General features: G+C 73.9%; 13 protein-coding genes. 6 read left to right on the top strand and 7 right to left on the bottom strand.

The features are described from left to right. Positions 1-42 precede the first annotated feature (42 nt). Together F0L17_RS07695 and F0L17_RS07690 are read left to right on the top strand one after the other, a co-directional pair. Complete coding sequence (locus tag F0L17_RS07695) at positions 43-1,209, top strand: helix-hairpin-helix domain-containing protein (protein WP_155070481.1); 1,167 nt, start codon at positions 43-45, stop codon at positions 1,207-1,209. Continuing rightward, complete coding sequence (locus F0L17_RS07690) at positions 1,206-3,758, top strand: ComEC/Rec2 family competence protein (RefSeq protein WP_162465934.1); 2,553 nt, start codon at positions 1,206-1,208, stop codon at positions 3,756-3,758. The genes F0L17_RS07695 and F0L17_RS07690 overlap by 4 nt, the downstream gene beginning before the upstream one ends. A gap of 120 nt (positions 3,759-3,878) precedes the next feature. Here the strand turns inward: F0L17_RS07690 and F0L17_RS07685 are convergent, their stop codons facing one another. Together F0L17_RS07685 and F0L17_RS07680 are read right to left on the bottom strand one after the other, a co-directional pair. Then, positions 3,879-4,667, bottom strand: a complete 789-nt coding sequence (locus F0L17_RS07685; RefSeq protein WP_155070480.1) for a L,D-transpeptidase family protein — start codon at positions 4,665-4,667, stop codon at positions 3,879-3,881. A 259-nt stretch (positions 4,668-4,926) separates the two neighbouring features. Next, complete coding sequence (locus tag F0L17_RS07680; RefSeq protein ID WP_162465933.1) at positions 4,927-6,447, bottom strand: substrate-binding domain-containing protein; 1,521 nt, start codon at positions 6,445-6,447, stop codon at positions 4,927-4,929. A 195-nt stretch (positions 6,448-6,642) separates the two neighbouring features. On the opposite strand from F0L17_RS07680, the gene F0L17_RS07675 reads away from it, so the two are divergent. Beyond that, positions 6,643-7,170 (top strand): DinB family protein, encoded by a 528-nt coding sequence (locus F0L17_RS07675; RefSeq protein WP_162465932.1) that lies wholly within the window; start codon positions 6,643-6,645, stop codon positions 7,168-7,170. A 36-nt stretch (positions 7,171-7,206) separates the two neighbouring features. Here F0L17_RS07675 and F0L17_RS07670 read toward each other — a convergent pair whose 3' ends face one another. Continuing rightward, entirely contained in the window at positions 7,207-7,455 is a 249-nt protein-coding gene (locus tag F0L17_RS07670) for a hypothetical protein (protein ID WP_162465931.1), read from the bottom strand. A 92-nt stretch (positions 7,456-7,547) separates the two neighbouring features. On the opposite strand from F0L17_RS07670, the gene holA reads away from it, so the two are divergent. Beyond that, positions 7,548-8,540 (top strand): DNA polymerase III subunit delta, encoded by a 993-nt coding sequence (gene holA / locus F0L17_RS07665; RefSeq protein ID WP_238419299.1) that lies wholly within the window; start codon positions 7,548-7,550, stop codon positions 8,538-8,540. Between the two features lie 271 nt (positions 8,541-8,811). Here the strand turns inward: holA and rpsT are convergent, their stop codons facing one another. Next, positions 8,812-9,078 (bottom strand): 30S ribosomal protein S20, encoded by a 267-nt coding sequence (gene rpsT / locus F0L17_RS07660; protein WP_162465930.1) that lies wholly within the window; start codon positions 9,076-9,078, stop codon positions 8,812-8,814. Positions 9,079-9,300: 222 nt separating this feature from the next. On the opposite strand from rpsT, the gene lepA reads away from it, so the two are divergent. Together lepA and F0L17_RS07650 are read left to right on the top strand one after the other, a co-directional pair. Next, complete coding sequence (gene lepA, locus F0L17_RS07655) at positions 9,301-11,184, top strand: translation elongation factor 4 (protein ID WP_162465929.1); 1,884 nt, start codon at positions 9,301-9,303, stop codon at positions 11,182-11,184. Between the two features lie 441 nt (positions 11,185-11,625). Continuing rightward, complete coding sequence (locus tag F0L17_RS07650) at positions 11,626-13,515, top strand: AMP-binding protein (protein ID WP_162465928.1); 1,890 nt, start codon at positions 11,626-11,628, stop codon at positions 13,513-13,515. A 198-nt stretch (positions 13,516-13,713) separates the two neighbouring features. Here F0L17_RS07650 and hemW read toward each other — a convergent pair whose 3' ends face one another. The 3 genes from hemW to F0L17_RS07635 all read right to left on the bottom strand — a co-directional run bounded on the left by hemW (position 13,714) and on the right by F0L17_RS07635 (position 16,741). Further along, positions 13,714-14,946, bottom strand: coding sequence for a radical SAM family heme chaperone HemW (gene hemW / locus F0L17_RS07645; RefSeq protein WP_155070478.1), 1,233 nt, complete (start codon positions 14,944-14,946; stop codon positions 13,714-13,716). Positions 14,947-15,105: 159 nt separating this feature from the next. Next, positions 15,106-15,957: a DUF3097 domain-containing protein gene (locus F0L17_RS07640; RefSeq protein ID WP_155070477.1), complete on the bottom strand. Its 852-nt coding sequence runs from the start codon at positions 15,955-15,957 to the stop codon at positions 15,106-15,108. A 70-nt stretch (positions 15,958-16,027) separates the two neighbouring features. After that, complete coding sequence (locus F0L17_RS07635; protein WP_202917846.1) at positions 16,028-16,741, bottom strand: MBL fold metallo-hydrolase; 714 nt, start codon at positions 16,739-16,741, stop codon at positions 16,028-16,030. Positions 16,742-16,920 lie beyond the last annotated feature (179 nt).

Here is a 16,920-nt window from a genome sequence, read left to right as displayed (position 1 = left end):
GGGCCGGGGCGCCACCGGAGGGCGGACGGCCCCGGTCACCGCATGCGCGCGCGGGTCCGGGGGCGAGGGCTCCGGCGGGCGGCCGACGCCCGCGCGCTGAGGGAGCGGGCGAGCGCGCTGCCGTTGGATCCGCCCTCCGGAGCCTCGGGGCGTGAGCCACGCGGCCCCGACGGCCTCCTCGCGCCCGTGCGCCCTTCCGCCTCCTCCGTCCCCGCCGCCTCCTCCGTCCCCGCCTCCGGTCCCACCCCTGATCCCGTTGCCGCGGAGGCCGTCCGAGCGGCTCCGCTGCCGCGTGCCGAGGCGATCGCCTCGGCACGCGAGGCGGTGCGGCGGGCGCGCGTCCGGCGAGGGGTGGCGGAACGGCGGCCACGGGTGCCGGCGCGCGCCTCCACCGAGGCCCACGGGCCCGACCCCAAGGGCGCGGCGGACGAACCCGTGCCGGGCGACACCGTGTCGGACGACGCCGTGCCGGGTCCCGGTGCCGTCACCGCGCCGTCGGCCGGTCCGAGGACTCCGCGCTCGTCCCGGTACGAGCGGTTGACGGAAGCGGTACGGGATCGGCTGCCGTTGTGGGCTCGGGCGCGGTTCGGTGCGGCGCCGCGCTCGCTCGCCGCGCTCACCGTCGTCCTGGTCCTGGCGCTCGGCCTCGCCGCGCACCACTTCTGGAGCGGGCGCCCGCGGACGGTGGAGGCACCGCCGGTGGAGTCCGCGTCCCGCTCGCGTCCCGTGCCGCCGTCGGAAGCGCCCCCGCCGTCCCTCGGCGCGTCGCCCCCGGCCGCCGGACGGCTGCTGGTGGACGTGGCGGGCGAGGTCCGCAGGCCGGGGCTCCACCGGCTGCCGCCCGGCGCGCGCGTGGCCGACGCCCTGGAGGCCGCGGGCGGCGTCAGGCCGGGCACGGACCTCCACGGCCTCAACCGCGCCCGGCCGGTGGCCGACGGAGAACAGATCGTCGTCGGCGAGCCCCCCGCTCCGGCGGGCGTGCCCGTCCCACCCGCCGGGGCGGGGGCGCCGCCCGGCGCACCGGTCAGCCTCAACTCGGCCACCGTCGAGCAGCTCGACGCCCTTCCCGGCATCGGCCCCGTCATGGCCCGGCGCATCGTCGACTACCGCACCGAGCACGGCGGGTTCTCCTCGGTCGACGAACTCCGCGAGGTGAGCGGTATCGGCGAGCGGCGCTTCGCCGATCTCCGCCCCCTGGTCGGGCCGTGAGCACCTCGGCGGGCGTCCGGGCGGTCCGGAGCGCGGCACGGGCGGCGGTGCACGCCGGATCAGGACACCGACTGGGAGCGGCCCACCCGCGCCAGGAGGGCCCGGCCGATCTCCGTCTGGTCCCGCCCGCCCTGGCCGCCTGGGGGGCCGCGGCACTGGCCCTGGGGCTTCCGGGCCGCACCGCGGTGGTCGGCGCCTCCGCCTGTGCCCTGCTGGCCGTGGCACTTTTGGTGCCGGCCCGGGGCCGGGGGCGGTCGAGCGGGCGCACGGCGGTCGCGATGGCACTGGTGTGCGCCGCGACGGGCGGCGGAGTGGCCGCCGCGCACGTCGCCGACGTGCACCGAGGCCCCCTGCCGGAGTCGGCCCGGCGGTACGCCCACGTCACCGCGGAGGTGGTCGTCACCGGCGATCCGCGGTCGGCGCGCCCCCGTGTCCACGGATCCGAGCGGCTGCCGGGCGCGATCGTGCTCCGGGCCGACGCCCTGCGCGTCACCGGGGCCGGCGGCACGGTGACCGAGGCCCGGTCTCCGGTCCTGCTGGTGGTGTTGTGGGGCGGGCCGGGCACGCGCCAGGCCGCGGCGGGGCGGGCGGCCCGGCCGCCGTCGGCCTGGCGGGAACTGCTGCCCGGCACCCGCCTGGAGGTGAGGGCCCGATCGGCACCCGCGCGGGAGGACGGCGCGGGCGGTCGGGACGTGGCCGCCGTGTTGCGGGTACGGGGCGAGGAACCGCCCACGGTGACCGGTGCGCCGCCGGCAGCGCAACGCATCGCCGGGAGGCTGCGGTCGGGGCTGCGCGAGGCGAGTGACGGCCTGTCACCGGACGCGCGGGCGTTGTTGCCCGGTCTGGTGGTCGGCGACACCTCCCGCATCCCGGCCGATCTCGACGCCGCCTTCCGCGCGGCGGACATGCTGCACCTGCTGGCGGTGAGCGGTGCCAACCTGTCGATCCTGCTGGTGCTGCTCATCGGACCGCCCGGCACGGCCTCCCGTGCCGAGCGACGGGGGGCCGCGCCCCTGTTGGGGCTGTCGTTGCGCACCACGGCGGTCGTCTGCGCACTGATCACCCTGGCCTTCGTGGTGGTCTGCCGCCCGGAACCGAGCGTGTTGCGGGCGGCCGCCTGCGGACTGATCACCATCGTGGCGATCGGCACCGGCAGGCGCAGGTCCCTCCTGCCCGCGCTGGCCGCGGCCGTCCTGCTGCTCGTCCTCCACGATCCCTGGCTGGCCCGCGACTACGGTTTCCTGCTCTCGGTCCTGGCCACCGGCTCGCTGCTGACCGTGGCGCCCCGGTGGAGCGAGGCCCTGCGCCGTCGGGGCGTGCCCGGACGCGTCGCCGAGGCCCTGGCCGCGGCCGCCGCGGCACAGGCGGTCTGCGCGCCCGTGGTCGCCGTCCTGGCCTCCCACGTCAGCCTGGTGGCGGTCCCGTGCAACCTCTTGGCGGAGTTCCTGGTGGTGCCGGCCACCGTCCTCGGCTTCGCGGCCCTGGCGGCCGCTCCGGTGTCGATGTGGACGGCGGAGGCGCTGGCCTGGGCGGCGGGCCGGCCCACCGAGGGCATCGCCGCCGTCGCCCGTACGGGGGCCTCCCTGCCCGGTGCGGAGATCCCCTGGTCCGGCAGTTGGGCGGGGGCGCTGCTGCTGGCGGTCCTCATCGTGTCGGTGGTCCTGGCCGCACGGCGACTGGTGCGGCACCCCTGGCTCTGCGCGGCCTGCGTCGTCCTGCTGCTCCTGGCGGTTCTGCGGCCCGCCCCGCTGTTCCGTCCGCTCGTCGGCTGGCCACCACCGAACTGGCGGATGGTGGTCTGCGACGTCGGCCAGGGCGACGCGTTGGCGCTGGCGGCGGGGGAGGGGGCGGCGGTCGTCGTCGACACCGGCCCCGACCCCGAGCCCGTCGACCGCTGCCTGCGAGCCCTCGGCGTCACCACCGTCCCGCTGTTGGTGCTCACCCACTTCCACGCCGACCACGTGGCCGGCGTGCCCGGGGTGCTGCGCGGCAGGGCGGTCGGGGCGATCCAGACCACCCCCCTGGGCGAGCCGTCCGGTCAGGCGGCGGCCGTACGGCGCGAGGCGGCCCGCGCGGGCGTTCCGATGGTGCGGGCGACCCCGGGGGAGCGGCGTCGGACGGGCGATCTGTCCTGGGAGGTGCTGTGGCCCCGCCGACCCCCGCCCCCAGGCCCTCCCTCGGCATCCGGGGAGGAGGCCAACGACTCCAGCGTCACCCTGCTCGTCCGTACCGCGGGGCTGACGGTCTTCCTCCCCGGCGACCTCGAACCCCCGGCCCAACGACGCCTGCTGGAGAGCCACCCGGACCTGCCGCCCGTGGACGTCCTCAAGGTCGCCCACCACGGGTCCGCCCGACAGGAGCCACGGCTGCTGGAACGTCTGCGCCCGCGCGTCGCCCTCGTCTCCTGCGGAGAGGACAACCCCTATGGCCATCCGTCCCCCAGGACCGTCCTCGGGCTGCGCGCCTCGGGCGCGGCCGTCCTGCGCACCGACACCCACGGCTCCCTGGCCGTCACGGCCGACGGCACGGTCACCGCCTCGGGACGCTGAGGTCCTGTCCCGCCCGGGGCCCGGGCCGGTGGCCCTTCGGCCCCGGAAAGCCGCACGAGCCCGGCGTCCTCCGTGTCGGTCCGCCCGTGCGGGCTCCGTCCGACCGGCGCGCCGGTCGGGTCAGCGGGCGAGAGAGGCGGCGTCTCCCATGACGACGACCGGGTTCGACTCCGGTTCCAGCGCGCGCAGCAGGGCCTTCATGTGCGGCTCGGAGAGGGTGACACACCCCTTCGTCGGTCCGTCGTGGTCGACGTGGAACCAGATGCCGCCGCCCTTCGAGTCGCCCATGGGCCGGGTCCAGTCCAACGGGGAGACGCCCGTCTCGCGGTTGTAGTCGATGGCCACCACGTAGTCGAAGGAACCCTCCAGCGGCTCGCCCTCGAACCCGGTGCCGTCGATGGTGAAGCCGCCGGAGCGGTGGTACGGGAGTTCGGTGCCCGGGTCGGGGAGCAGGCCCCCGGCGTCGGAGAGGGTGAACACCCCGATCGGCGAGCGCAGATCACCGAGCCGGTGGTCGTCGGTCCAGCCGCGCAGGGCGTTGTGCGCGGGCCACCGCTCACCGGCCCGCCAGCCGTCGTCGGCACGCTCGTGGAGGACGACGGTGGAGCGCGGGGAGTCCCGGTGCTCGCCGGTCACCACCACCACCTGGTGGGCGTCGTCGGGCACCCGGGCCAGGGTCTTCGGGCCGAGGCCCGGCAGTCGTCCGGTCTTTCCGTCCCCGGCGGACGCCGACGGGTCCGGGGACGACGTCGGAGCCCGTCCACCGGCCAGGGTGTGGGTGGGAGCGGGCCGGTCGCGCGCGGTGCCGTCGGTGCTGCCGGAGTCGCCGGAGCCTCCGCAGCCGGACAGCGCGCCCAGGGCGACGACGGTCAGCAGGAGGGCGAGCGGACGGGTGGGCCGGGTGGACATGGGAGCGCCTTTCGGAGCCGTTGGGGACGGGCGCGGGCGGGGGCACCGACCGCGACGGGGACCGGGGAACGCGGGTGAGGGTGTGGACACGACGGGCCCGCCCGGGGCCTCGTGGTGCCGCCCCGGGCGCCGGGCGTCCGACCGTGTCGTTCTCCCCCACACCCGGTCCAACTCGGTGGGACGGTGGCCGGGTGCCCCGTTCCGTGGAAAAACCGCTTCCGGGGCCGGAGTTCACCGTTACCGGTGAAGTGTCGTCTCGTCACATTCTCTGACACAGCGACTGGTTTCCGGGCGCGGAGCAGGGCAGGTGGCCGTGGGTGCGCAGGACGTTCTGCGCGGTGCCGCCGCCCAGGTAGTCCAGGAACTTGGAGGTCAGGGAGTCGGCGGGGGGCTGGGTGTAGGTGTAGGCGTACTCCACCTCCCAGAAGGGGTACGCGCCGCGGCCCTCGCCCGACCCGTCCGTGTTCCCCGACTCCGGTACCGGGCCGATCGCGTCCACGTCGGCCGCGACCCCGTCGAGCCGCAGGACGGTGACGTTCTCGGCCTCGGCGGCCGCCTGGAACTCGGCGTACCCGATCGCCCCGGGCACGGTGCCGACGGCCTCCAGGACCTGCTCGGTGCTGCCGCGCTCGCAGCGCAGCACCGGGGCGTCGGCGTCGTCCTTGTGCCGGCAGTCGGAGGACGAGGAGGCGGGCTCGTGGTCACCGAGTATCCGCTTCTGGAAGGCGCCGCGGGTGCCGGAGTCCGAGCGGCGGCTGACGAGGCTGACCGGCAGGTCCGCACCACCGAGCCGCGACCAGTTGTCGATCTCGCCGGAGTAGAGGCGCCGCAGGTCGGCCGGGGAGAGGTCCTCCACGCCGGTGTCCTCGTCGACCACCACCGCGAACAGGGTGACGGCGACGGGTTGGCCGCGGAGTTCCGGGCGGTTGTCCGGTTCGACGCCGTCCGACATCGCGATGGCGGCGGGAGCGCCGCCGTCCGAGGCACGGCCGAGCGCGTCGAGTTCGCGGGTGCCGTCCGCGCTGCTTCCGGCCTCCACGGTGATCTTCGCGCCCGCGCAGTCCGCCGCGTACGCCGCGGAGATCTCCTCCATCACCGGGGCGAAGGCGGTGGATCCCAGGACGGTGAGTTCGCCGCGGGCGCACTCCAGCGGGGGCGGCGTGCCCTCCAGCCGGGTGCCGATGGCGATGCCGCCGATGAGGACGAGGAACGCCGTCAACCCGAGGTAGATGGTGCGGGGACCGCCGCGGCTTTGGCGGTTGGACCTGATCCGACCCTCGTTGACGGTCCCCTCCAGGTGGACCCCGCCGCCCACCGGGCCACCGGTGAGCAGGACCAGCAGCTTGAAGTGGTCCCCGGTGTTCAGCGGCAGGGGAGGGACGCGGACCCGGTTGCCCTCGTACCGCAGGCCGTTGTCGGGGGTCAGGCGCTCCATCAACCCGCGCGGGTTGGGATCGGTGACGGCGACCCCCAGCACTCGGCGGCCCTCGAACACCGCGCACAGTGGCGCTTCGAAGGCGGCCTGGCCGATGTCCTTGACGCCGTCGTTCTCGATGCGCAGCAGCACCAGTGTCGCGTCGGTCAGCTCCCGGTCGTCGCCGAACAGTCCGAGCCTGGCGCCGGTCTGGCTCTGGCGGGTCTCCGCGCCGATCGCGGTGTCCATCTGGACCCGGTAGCCGATGAGGCGCCGCCCGGGACGGAGCCGGTCGTAGGCCACGACGGCGATGGTCACGGCGATGCCGAGGGCACCGAGGACGGTTTCGGTGGACAGCCACTCCACGGGGCAACCTCACTCCTGGGCGAGCCGGTCGGGACGTGGGGGTGTGGGGAATGTACGTCCACCGGTCGCCGGAGACACCACCTTGCCCGAAGGCTTCACCGAGGGTTCATCCGGGGGGTGAGCCAGGCCCCGGCCGGGCTTCACCGCCCGACAAACCGTTTCCCCGTGCGAGCGGCGGTGTGTCAGGGTCGAACGGTGACCGCATCCCGACGTGATCTGCTGCGCCGACAGTTCGACCTGACCTGGGCGTTGTTCGAGTACCACCTGGAGCGCCTGGAGCCCGACGACTTCCTCTGGGAGCCCGCGTCCCGCTGTTGGACGGTGCGTCCGGCCGCCGACGGCAGGTGGGTGCCGGACTGGGCGGAGACCGAGCCCGATCCCGTCCCGGTCCCCACGGTCGCCTGGCTGAGTTGGCACATCGGCTGGTGGTGGAGCACGGCCGTCGACCACGTGCGGGGGCGGACGCCACCGGCGCGGACGGAGATCACCTGGCCGGGCGGGGGGAAGGCCGCCGTCGACCGGCTGCGCGGTCTGCGCTCCGACTGGCTGGAGGTGCTGGAGGGGCTCACCGAGGCCGATCTGGACGCCGCCGCCCCGTTCCCGTGGCCGGACGGCTCCGGGTACTCGGTCGCCGACACGGCGGCCTGGGTGAACGCCGAACTGATGAAGAACGCCGCCGAGATCGGTCAGCTCCGGATGCTGCGCGCCGTCGTCGGGAGATGAGGCGTCGAGGGCCCGTTCCGCCGGGGGCGGACGGTCTCAGTCGCGTTCCAGCCAGCCGTCGTGCTCCTCGACGAGCGCCTCCAGCACGGCCGTGTCGTAGGTGCCCGCCGGGTCCTCGACCACGACCAGCCACTGGGCGTCCTCCGCGTCGTCCTCGCCCGCCAGGGCCTCCCGGATCGGGCGTGGCGCCTCGGGCAGCCCGAGGCGGTCGGTCGCCTCCTCGGCGACCTCGTCGGCGGCGTCGCGGTCGGGGAGCACCAGGATGTGTCGTCGTGCTTCGGTCACGGCACACCATTGTGCGACAGCGCCCGTTCGGTTCCGGAGCGGGCCCTCGGGGTGGGGCGCGCTGTCGGAGGCTCATGGGATGCTGGTCCGCGATGGCCGGAAAAACCAGGAAGTCCTCGACCGACGATCCCCTCGCCCCCGTCACGCTCGCCGTGGGCCAGGAGGGGCTGCTGCTCGATCGTGCCGTGCGCGAGGTGGTCGACGCCGCCAGGGCCGCCGACGCCGACACCGACGTGCGCGAACTGGCCCCCGCCGACCTGCGGCCGGGCACGCTCGCCGAGTTGACCAGTCCCTCGCTGTTCGCCGAGCGGAAGGTCGTGGTCGTGCGGGACGCGCAGGATGTGGCGGCGGACACGGTCAAGGACGTCAAGGCCTATCTGGCGTCCCCGGCCGAGGAGATCACCCTGGTGCTGGTGCACGCGGGCGGCGCCAAGGGCAAGGGGCTGCTGGACGCGGCCCGCAAGGCGGGGGCCCGCGAGGTGGCCTGCCCGAAGATGACCAAGCCCGCCGACCGGCAGGCGTTCGTGAGGGCCGAGTTCCGTGCCGTGGGGCGTTCGGCCACTCCCGAGGCGTGCCAGGCCCTGGTGGAGATCCTCGGCAGCGATCTGCGCGAGTTGGCCAGTGCGTGCAGCCAGCTCACCGCCGATGTCGAGGGGACCATCGACGAGGCCGTCGTCGCCCGCTACTACAGCGGCCGGGCCGAGGCGTCCAGCTTCACCATCGCCGATCGCGCGGTGGAGGGCCGGTTGCCGGAGGCACTGGAGGCGCTGCGCTGGTCCCTGTCCACGGGAGTGGCGCCGGTGCTGGTCACCAGCGCCCTGGCCCAGGGGGTACGGGGCGTCGGCAAGCTGCTGTCGCCCCCGCGCGGGATGCGGCCGGGCGATCTGGCCCGCGAGCTGGGCATGCCGCCGTGGAAGGTCGACCGGGTGCGTCAGCAGGCGCGCGGCTGGTCGGCCGACGGTGTGTCGGTGGCGCTGCGCGCCGTCGCGGAGGCCGACGCGGCGGTCAAGGGTGGCGGTGACGATCCGGAGTACGCCCTGGAGAAGGCCGTGATGGTCGTCGCCCGCGCGGCCCGTTCCCGCTGAGGCCGGCTCGGGCGGCCGGTTCGCGGCGGTCCGGGCCCCGAGCGGTCCGAACGTGCCGCCGAACGCCCGCGGCAACGCGAAACGCCCGCCGTGGGGGATCACGGCGGGCGGTCGCTTCAGGCTCTCGGCCCGGTACTTCTCGGTGCGCCGCACCCGCGTGGCGAACGCAGGCCGCGTGCGGCGCGGTGGTGCCGGTACGGAGCGGTGAGAGGGTCCGCTGTGGTCCGACTCGGCACCGGAGCGGGCCGCTCGGTGGCGGCCCCTTGAGGGATCAACCCTGGAGAGCGGAGACCTTCTGGGCCAGCGCCGACTTCTTGTTGGCGGCCTGGTTCTTGTGGATCACGCCCTTGCTGGCGGCCTTGTCCAGCTTCCGGTTCGCGACGCGCGCGGCCTCGACGGCCTTCTCGACGTCGCCCGCGGCGACGGCCTCACGGGTGCGACGGATCGCGGTCTTCAGCTCGGACTTGACCGCCTTGTTGCGCTGGCGGGCCTTCTCGTTGGTCTTGATCCGCTTGATCTGGGACTTGATGTTCGCCACGAAAGAGCCTTCTCGAATGGGTCGGAGTGTGATTCCGTGCTCGGTGTCCCCTCATCGGCTCCCGCCGCGCTCCGCGCGCCGGACCGCCCGCGAGAGGGCATGAGGCACAGTCGGTCAGGCTACCAGCAGGCCTCTCGGCCTCCCAAACCGGACCGGAACCGCCACTCGTGGGACGATGGGGGAGACGTATCGAACCCGAGCCATGACCCGACAGGACCCTGCGTGCCCGCGACCCCTTCGAACGTGCCGGAGCCGAGCCGTACCGACCCGGCGCTGATCCGCAACTTCTGCATCATCGCGCACATCGACCACGGCAAGTCGACGCTCGCCGACCGGATGCTCCAGCTCACCGGTGTCGTCGAGCAGCGCCAGATGCGTGCCCAGTACCTCGATCGCATGGACATCGAGCGCGAGCGGGGCATCACGATCAAGTCCCAGGCGGTTCGCCTGCCGTGGGCCCCGGGCGAGGGCGAGGAGAAGGGGAAGACCCACATCCTCAACATGATCGACACCCCGGGACACGTCGACTTCACCTACGAGGTCTCCCGCTCGCTGGCCGCCTGCGAGGGATGCATCCTCCTGGTCGACGCCGCCCAGGGAATCGAGGCGCAGACCCTCGCCAACCTCTACCTGGCGATGGAGCACGACCTCACGATCATTCCCGTCCTCAACAAGATCGACCTCCCGGCCGCCCAGCCGGAGAAGTTCGCCGCCGAGCTGGCGCACCTCATCGGCTGTGACCCGTCGGAGGTGCTGAAGGTCTCCGCCAAGACCGGCGAGGGCGTCGAGGCCCTGCTGGACGAGGTCGTCCGGCAGGTTCCGGCCCCGGTCGGCGAGGCGGACGCCCCGGCCCGCGCGATGATCTTCGACTCGGTCTACGACGCCTACCGCGGCGTGGTGACGTACGTGAAGGTCGTCGACGGCCGGCTCTCCAAGCGCGAGCGCATCCAGATGATGTCCACCGGCGCCGCGCACGAGCTGCTGGAGATCGGCACCAACAGTCCGGAGATGCTGCCCGCCGACGGCCTGTCCGTCGGCGAGGTGGGCTACCTGATCACCGGTGTGAAGGACGTCCGCCAGTCCAAGGTCGGCGACACCATCACCCAGTTCTCCAAGGGCGCCACCGAGCCGCTGGGAGGTTACAAGGACCCCAAGCCGATGGTGTTCTCCGGCCTCTACCCGCTGGACGGCTCGGACTACCCCGAGCTGCGCGACGCCCTGGACAAGCTCCAGCTCAACGACGCCGCGCTGGTCTACGAGCCGGAGACGTCCGCCGCCCTCGGCTTCGGCTTCCGCGTCGGCTTCCTCGGCCTGCTCCACCTGGAGGTGATCCGCGAGCGGCTGGAGCGCGAGTTCGGGCTCGACCTGATCGCCACCGCGCCCAACGTGGTCTACCGGGTGGAGATGGAGGACGGCACCGAGCACGTCGTCACCAATCCCAGCGAGTATCCGACCGGCAAGGTCGCCCAGGTGCACGAGCCGGTCGTCCGGGCCACCGTGCTGACGCCGGGCGACTTCGTCGGCGCCGTCATGGAGCTGTGCCAGTCGCGGCGCGGCAACCTCCAGGGGATGGACTACCTCTCCGAGGACCGTGTCGAGCTGCGCTACACCCTTCCGCTGGCGGAGATCGTCTTCGACTTCTTCGACGCCCTGAAGTCCAAGACCCGCGGCTACGCCTCGCTCGACTACGAGCCGACCGGCGAGCAGACCGCCGACCTGGTGAAGGTCGACATCCTGCTGCACGGCGACAAGGTGGACGCCTTCTCCGCGATCGTCCACAAGGACAAGGCGTACGCCTACGGCGTCCGGATGGCCTCGAAGCTGCGCGAGCTGATTCCCCGGCAGCAGTTCGAGGTGCCCATCCAGGCGGCCATCGGGGCGCGCGTCATCGCCCGCGAGACCGTCCGCGCCATTCGCAAGGACGTGCTCGCCAAGTGCTACGGCGGTGACATCTCCCGGAAGCGGAAGCTGCTGGAGAAGCAGAAGGAGGGAAAGAAGCGCATGAAGGTGGTGGGCCGTGTGGAGGTCCCGCAGGAGGCCTTCATCGCCGCGCTCTCCTCCGACTCCGCCGCCGGCGGCGGTGGCGAGGGCAAGGGCAAGAAGTAGCCCGGCGCCCGACGGGTCGCCGAGGGCGCCCGCCCCCTTCCCGGGGCGGGCGCCCTCACGCGCGTGCGGCCCTCGTGGAAGCACCGCGGGGCGCCGCGGGAGCGCCGAGGGGGTGCCGGACGCGGTCCCGAACGGCCCGCCGGGCGGTGAGCCGGTCGTGTGGGACATGTCTCGCGGAGGTCACGGCTTGACGGAAGCGGTGCGCAAGCCCTTTCACGGTGGGGCGTTCCGGCCTACCCTGATCGTCCGCTCGGTTGTTACTCGCGAGTCACCCGATACGCACAACCCGGTACGCACAGGTACGCACCCTCCTGGCGGCGGAACCGGGCACCACGCATCAGGTACCGACACGCACCGCAAAAGACCACTCGCCACCCCGACACTCGCGGTACACCGGGCCTTGAGCCACCCCCTGCACCGTCGCGGGCCCCGGAGGATGTTGTGAGCGACCACCAGTCCCTGATCGAGAACCGTCCGCCCTCGGTGGCGAACCTCTTCCTGGAGCGCGTCGAGGCCACTCCGGACGGCGAGGCGTACCGCTATCCCGTGCCGCCCGCCTCCGGAAGGGGGCCCGACGACTGGCACTCCCTGACCTGGGGCGAGGCCGCCGAACGGGTCTTCTCGATCGCGGCCGGGCTGATGAGCCTGGGCGTGCGGCCCGAGGAACGGGTCGCCATCGCCTCCAACACCCGGGTGGACTGGATCCTGTGCGACCTCGGCGTGCTGTGTGCCGGAGCGGCCACCACCACCGTCTACCCCAGCACCAACGCCGAGGAGACCGCCTACATCCTCGCCGACTCCGAGAGCCGGGTCCTGATCGCCGAGGACGCCGACCAGGTGGCCAAGGCGCGGGAGCGCCGCGCCGAGCTCCCCGACCTCGCCCACGTGGTCGTCGTCGAGGCGGCGGACGCGGGGGCCGCCGATGACGACCCCGAGGACTGGGTGCTGTCGCTGGACGAGCTGCGCAAGCGCGGCCGGGCGTACCTGGAGGAGCACCCCGAGGCGGTCCGGAAGACCGTCTCCTCCCTGCGCTCCGACCAGCTCGCCACCCTGATCTACACCTCCGGCACCACCGGCCGGCCCAAGGGCGTGCGGCTGCCCCACGACGCCTGGTCGTACATGGCCAAGGCCATCGCCACGACCGGGCTGGTGACGAGCGACGACGTGCAGTACCTGTGGCTGCCGCTGGCGCACGTCTTCGGCAAGGTGCTCACCGCCGGTCAGATCGAGGTCGGTCACGTCACCGCCGTGGACGGCCGGGTCGACAGGATCATCGAGAACCTCCCGGTGGTGCGGCCCACCTACATGGCCGCCGTGCCCCGCATCTTCGAGAAGGTCTACAACGGCGTCGCGGCCAAGGCGCGGGCCGGCGGCGGCGCCAAGTACAAGATCTTCACGTGGGCGGCCGGAGTGGCGCGCGAGTACGCCAGGACCACCCAGGACAACTTCCGCCGCACCGGGGTGGCCTCCGTGCCCGCCGGTCTGAGGATCAAGCACGCGGTGGCCGACAAGCTCGTCTACGCCAAGTTGCGCGACGCCTTCGGCGGCAGGCTCCGCGCCTGCGTCTCCGGCTCGGCCGCCCTCGCCCCGGAGATCGGCTACTTCTTCTCCGGCGCCGGCGTCCACATCCTGGAGGGCTACGGCCTCACCGAGTCCAGCGCCGCCAGCTTCGTCAACCCCGGTGAGGCGTACCGCACCGGCACCGTCGGCAAGCCGCTGCCCGGCACCGAGGTGCGCATCGCCGAGGACGGGGAGATCCTGCTGCGCGGACCCGGCATCATGCAGGGCTACCACAAGCTGCCCGAGAAGACCACCGAGGTCCTGGAGGACGACGGCTGGTTCCACACCGGCGACATCGGCGAACTGTCGGAGGACGGCTACCTGCGGATCACCGACCGCAAGAAGGACCTGATCAAGACCTCCGGCGGCAAGTACATCGCCCCCGCCGAGGTCGAGGGCCGGTTCAAGGCGGTCTGCCCGTACGTCTCCAACATCCTGGTGCACGGCGCCGACCGCAACTTCTGCACCGCGCTCATCGCGCTCGACGAGCCGTCCATCATGGGGTGGGCCGAGGAGCACGGCCTGGGCGGGAGGAGCTACGCCGAGGTCGTCTCCTCCGACGAGGTGCACCGACTGATCGACGAGTACGTCCAGCGGCTCAACTCCGATCTGCAGCGCTGGCAGACGATCAAGAAGTTCCGCATCCTGCCGCGCGACCTGGACGTCGAGCACGGCGACCTCACCCCGAGCCTGAAGCTGAAGCGGCCCGCGGTGGAGCGCGAGTTCGGTCACCTCATCGAGGAGATGTACACCGGCGCCCGCGAGGTCTGAGGCCGGCCCGACGGGGGTGGGGCGGCCCGCGGGCCGCCCCACCCCCGTGTCCCCTGGTCCCGGTTGCCGGGGGCGTCGTCAAACGGCCGTCGGACGGCGCGGGACTCGCTGTTCCCCGGGCCCGTCGGGAGGGCGCCGTGGTGGTTCCGCGTCCGGCGCGCCCGCGCTCGCGAGCGGGACGGCGCGCCCGCCGCCCGGCTAGTCCACCAGGTCGCGGACCACCGCGTCGGCCAGCAGCCGGCCGCGCAGGGTGAGCGCCGCGCGGCCCCGCCCGTACGCCTTTGGGCGCAGCAGACCGTCGGCCAGCGCACGCTCGGCCGCCCGCGCCCCCGCCGGGGCGAGGACGTCCAGGGGGACGCCGTCCGCCAGCCGCAGCTCCAGCAGGATCCGCTCTACGCGGCGGTCCTCGGCGTCCAGCACCTCGCGGCCCGCCCCCGGCGAGCGCCCCTCGGCGAGGGCCTGGGCGTACGCGCCGGGGTGCTTGGCGTTCCACCAGCGCACGCCTCCGACGTGGCTGTGCGCCCCCGGCCCCGCGCCCCACCAGTCGGCGCCGGTCCAGTACAGCTCGTTGTGGCGGCAGCGGGCGGCCTTCGAGGTCGCCCAGTTGGACACCTCGTACCAGTCGAACCCGGCCGCCGACAGCTTCTCCTCGGCGATCAGGTAGCGGTCGGCGTGCACGTCGTCGTCCGTCGTCGGCACCTCGCCGCGCCGGATGCGGGCGGCCAGCCGGGTGCCGTCCTCCACGATCAGCGCGTACGCCGAGACGTGGTCGGGACCGGCGCCGATCGCGGCGTCCAGCGAGGCCCGCCAGTCGTCGTCGCTCTCGCCCGGGGTGCCGTAGATCAGGTCCAGGTTGACGTGCTCGAAGCCCGCCGCCCGTGCCTCGGCCACACACGCCTCGGGACGGCCGGGGGTGTGGGTGCGGTCCAGGACGGCCAGCACGTGCCGCCGGGCGCTCTGCATCCCGAAGGAGACCCGGTTGAAGCCGGCTTCGCGCAGCCCGGTCAGGTACGCCGGGTCGACGGACTCCGGATTGGCCTCCGTGGTGATCTCCGCGCCGTCCGCCAGTCCGAACTCCTCGCGGACCGCGGCCAGCATCCGTCCCAGGTCGGCGGCGGGCAGCAGGGTCGGGGTGCCGCCGCCGACGAAGATCGTCTCCACCGGCCGCGGATCGTCGCCGAGGACCTTGCGGGCCAGCCGCACCTCCTCGACCAGGACGTCCGCGTAGTTCTCCCGGGAGGCGAGGGCACCGCCCGAGCCGCGCAGCTCGGTGGCGGTGTAGGTGTTGAAGTCGCAGTAGCCGCAGCGCGTCGCGCAGTACGGAACGTGCAGGTAGAAACCGAGCGGACGCCGTGCGGCGTCCGCCAGGGCGGACGCGGGCAGCGTCCCGTCGGCGGGGACGGGCTCGCCGTCGGGCAGTGCGGAAGGCATGGGACCCATTGTCCGGCATCCGCCCGGCATCCGTCCGACGCCCGATGCCACGCCCGGTCCGACGCCCGATGCCACGCCCGGTCCGACGCCCGATGCCACGTCCGGTCCGGCACCGCGTGCCGTACCCGGGCGGGTGGAGGGCGCGAAGGCGCGAAGGGCTCAGGGGCCGACGGGTCCGGTGGGGCCGCCCACCGTGACGTGGTCGATCAGCCGTTCGACCGGTCCGAGCAGCTCCGGTTCCAGGTCCGTGTAGCCGCGCACGCTCCCCAGGATCCGCTTCCACGCCGCGCCGGTGTTCTCCGGCCAGCCCAGCGCCCGACACACACCCGTCTTCCAGTCCCGGCCGCGCGGGACGTCGGGCCAGGCGCCGATGCCCAGCGCGGACGGTTTCACCGCCTGCCAGACGTCCACGTACGGATGCCCGACGACCAGCACGTTCTCGTCGGTCACCCGCTCGGCGATCCGCGACTCCTTGGAGCCGGGCACCAGGTGGTCCACCAGCACTCCCAGCCGCGCGTCCGGGGTGGGGCCGAAGGCCTCCACGATCGCGGGGAGGTCGTCGACGCCCTCCAGGTACTCCACGACGACGCCCTCGATCCGGAGGTCGTCGCCCCAGACCTTCTCCACCAGCTCCGCGTCGTGGCGCCCTTCCACGTAGATGCGCCCCGCGCGCGCCACTCGCGCGCGGGCACCCGGTACGGCGATCGACCCCGATGCCGTGCGCCGGGGCGCGGACGGGGCGGGCGCCGCCGCCCGTGGCCGCACCAGGGTGACGACCTTCCCCTCCAACAGGAAGCCGCGCGGCTCCATGGGGAAGACGCGGTGCCTGCCGAAGCGGTCCTCCAGGGTGACGGTGACCCCCTGGGCGGTCTTCTCGCAGCGGACCACGGCCCCGCAGAAACCGGTGGTGACCTCCTCCACCACCAGGTCCGGTTCGGCGGGCACCTCGGGCACGGGCCGTTTCCGCTTCCAGGGAGGGGTCAGGTCGGGACCGTACTGTCTGCTGCGCATGCGCTCATTCTGACGCGCGGGCCCCGCTGCGAAACCCGAAGGAGCGGCCCCGGGGCCGCTCCGCCCGCCCCTACGCGACGCCGAAGCGCCGTGCCAGCGCGTCGCGCTGCGCCCGGACGAACGCGGCGTCCACCACGGCCCCGTGGCCGGGCACGTACACCGCGTCCTCGCCGCCCAGCGCGAGCAGCCGGTCCAGGGCGGCCGGCCAGTGGGCGGGGTGGGCGTCCGGGCCCGCCTGCGGCTCGCCGGACTCCTCCACCAGGTCCCCGCAGAAGACGACGTCCCGCCCGCCTCGGACGCCGGGGGCCACGACCGCCAGGTCGTGGGCGGTGTGCGCGGGTCCCACGTTGGCCAGCAGCACCTCCCGGTCGCCCAGCGAGACGGTGAGATCGCCCACCACCCGGTGGTGCGGGTGGACGAGCACGTCGACGGCCTCGGCGGCCTCCTCGCGGTCCATGCCGTGCCGCACGGCGTCGTCCCGCAGCTCGTCCTTGGAGCGCGCCAGCCACGTGTCGGCCCCCACGGCGGCGTAGACCTCCACCCCGGCGAAGGCCGCCGTGCCCAGGACGTGGTCGAAGTGCGGGTGGGTGAGCGCCACATGGGTGGCCGGTCGGCCGAGGAGTCCGCGCAGCCGGCGCCGGATCCCCGCGCCCTCCCGCAGGCTCGCGCCGGTGTCGACCACCAGCACCCCCGCGCCGCCCGCGACGGCGCCGACCGTCTCGTCCCAGCCGGGCATGCGCCGGCGCACCACCCCCGGCGCGAGAGCTTCCCAATCGGTCTCCATACGGCGACGCTAGCGCCATCGTGGGGATGACGCCCGTTCGATGCCGGCCGAGCCGGGTTACCTTTCCGTCCGGGGCCACCCTTGCCCTGGCCGTGGTCACCGGCCGTACACTGGCTCAGGGGCGCTGGCACTCATGAGCCGAGAGTGCCAGGCAGACAACCGGAGACAGACAACCGGAG

The organism is Streptomyces taklimakanensis, assembly GCF_009709575.1.
Taxonomy (GTDB): Bacteria; Actinomycetota; Actinomycetes; order Streptomycetales; family Streptomycetaceae; genus Streptomyces; species Streptomyces taklimakanensis.
Note: the sequence above shows the minus strand (reverse complement) of the source record. Positions and strands in the feature narration are given on the sequence as shown.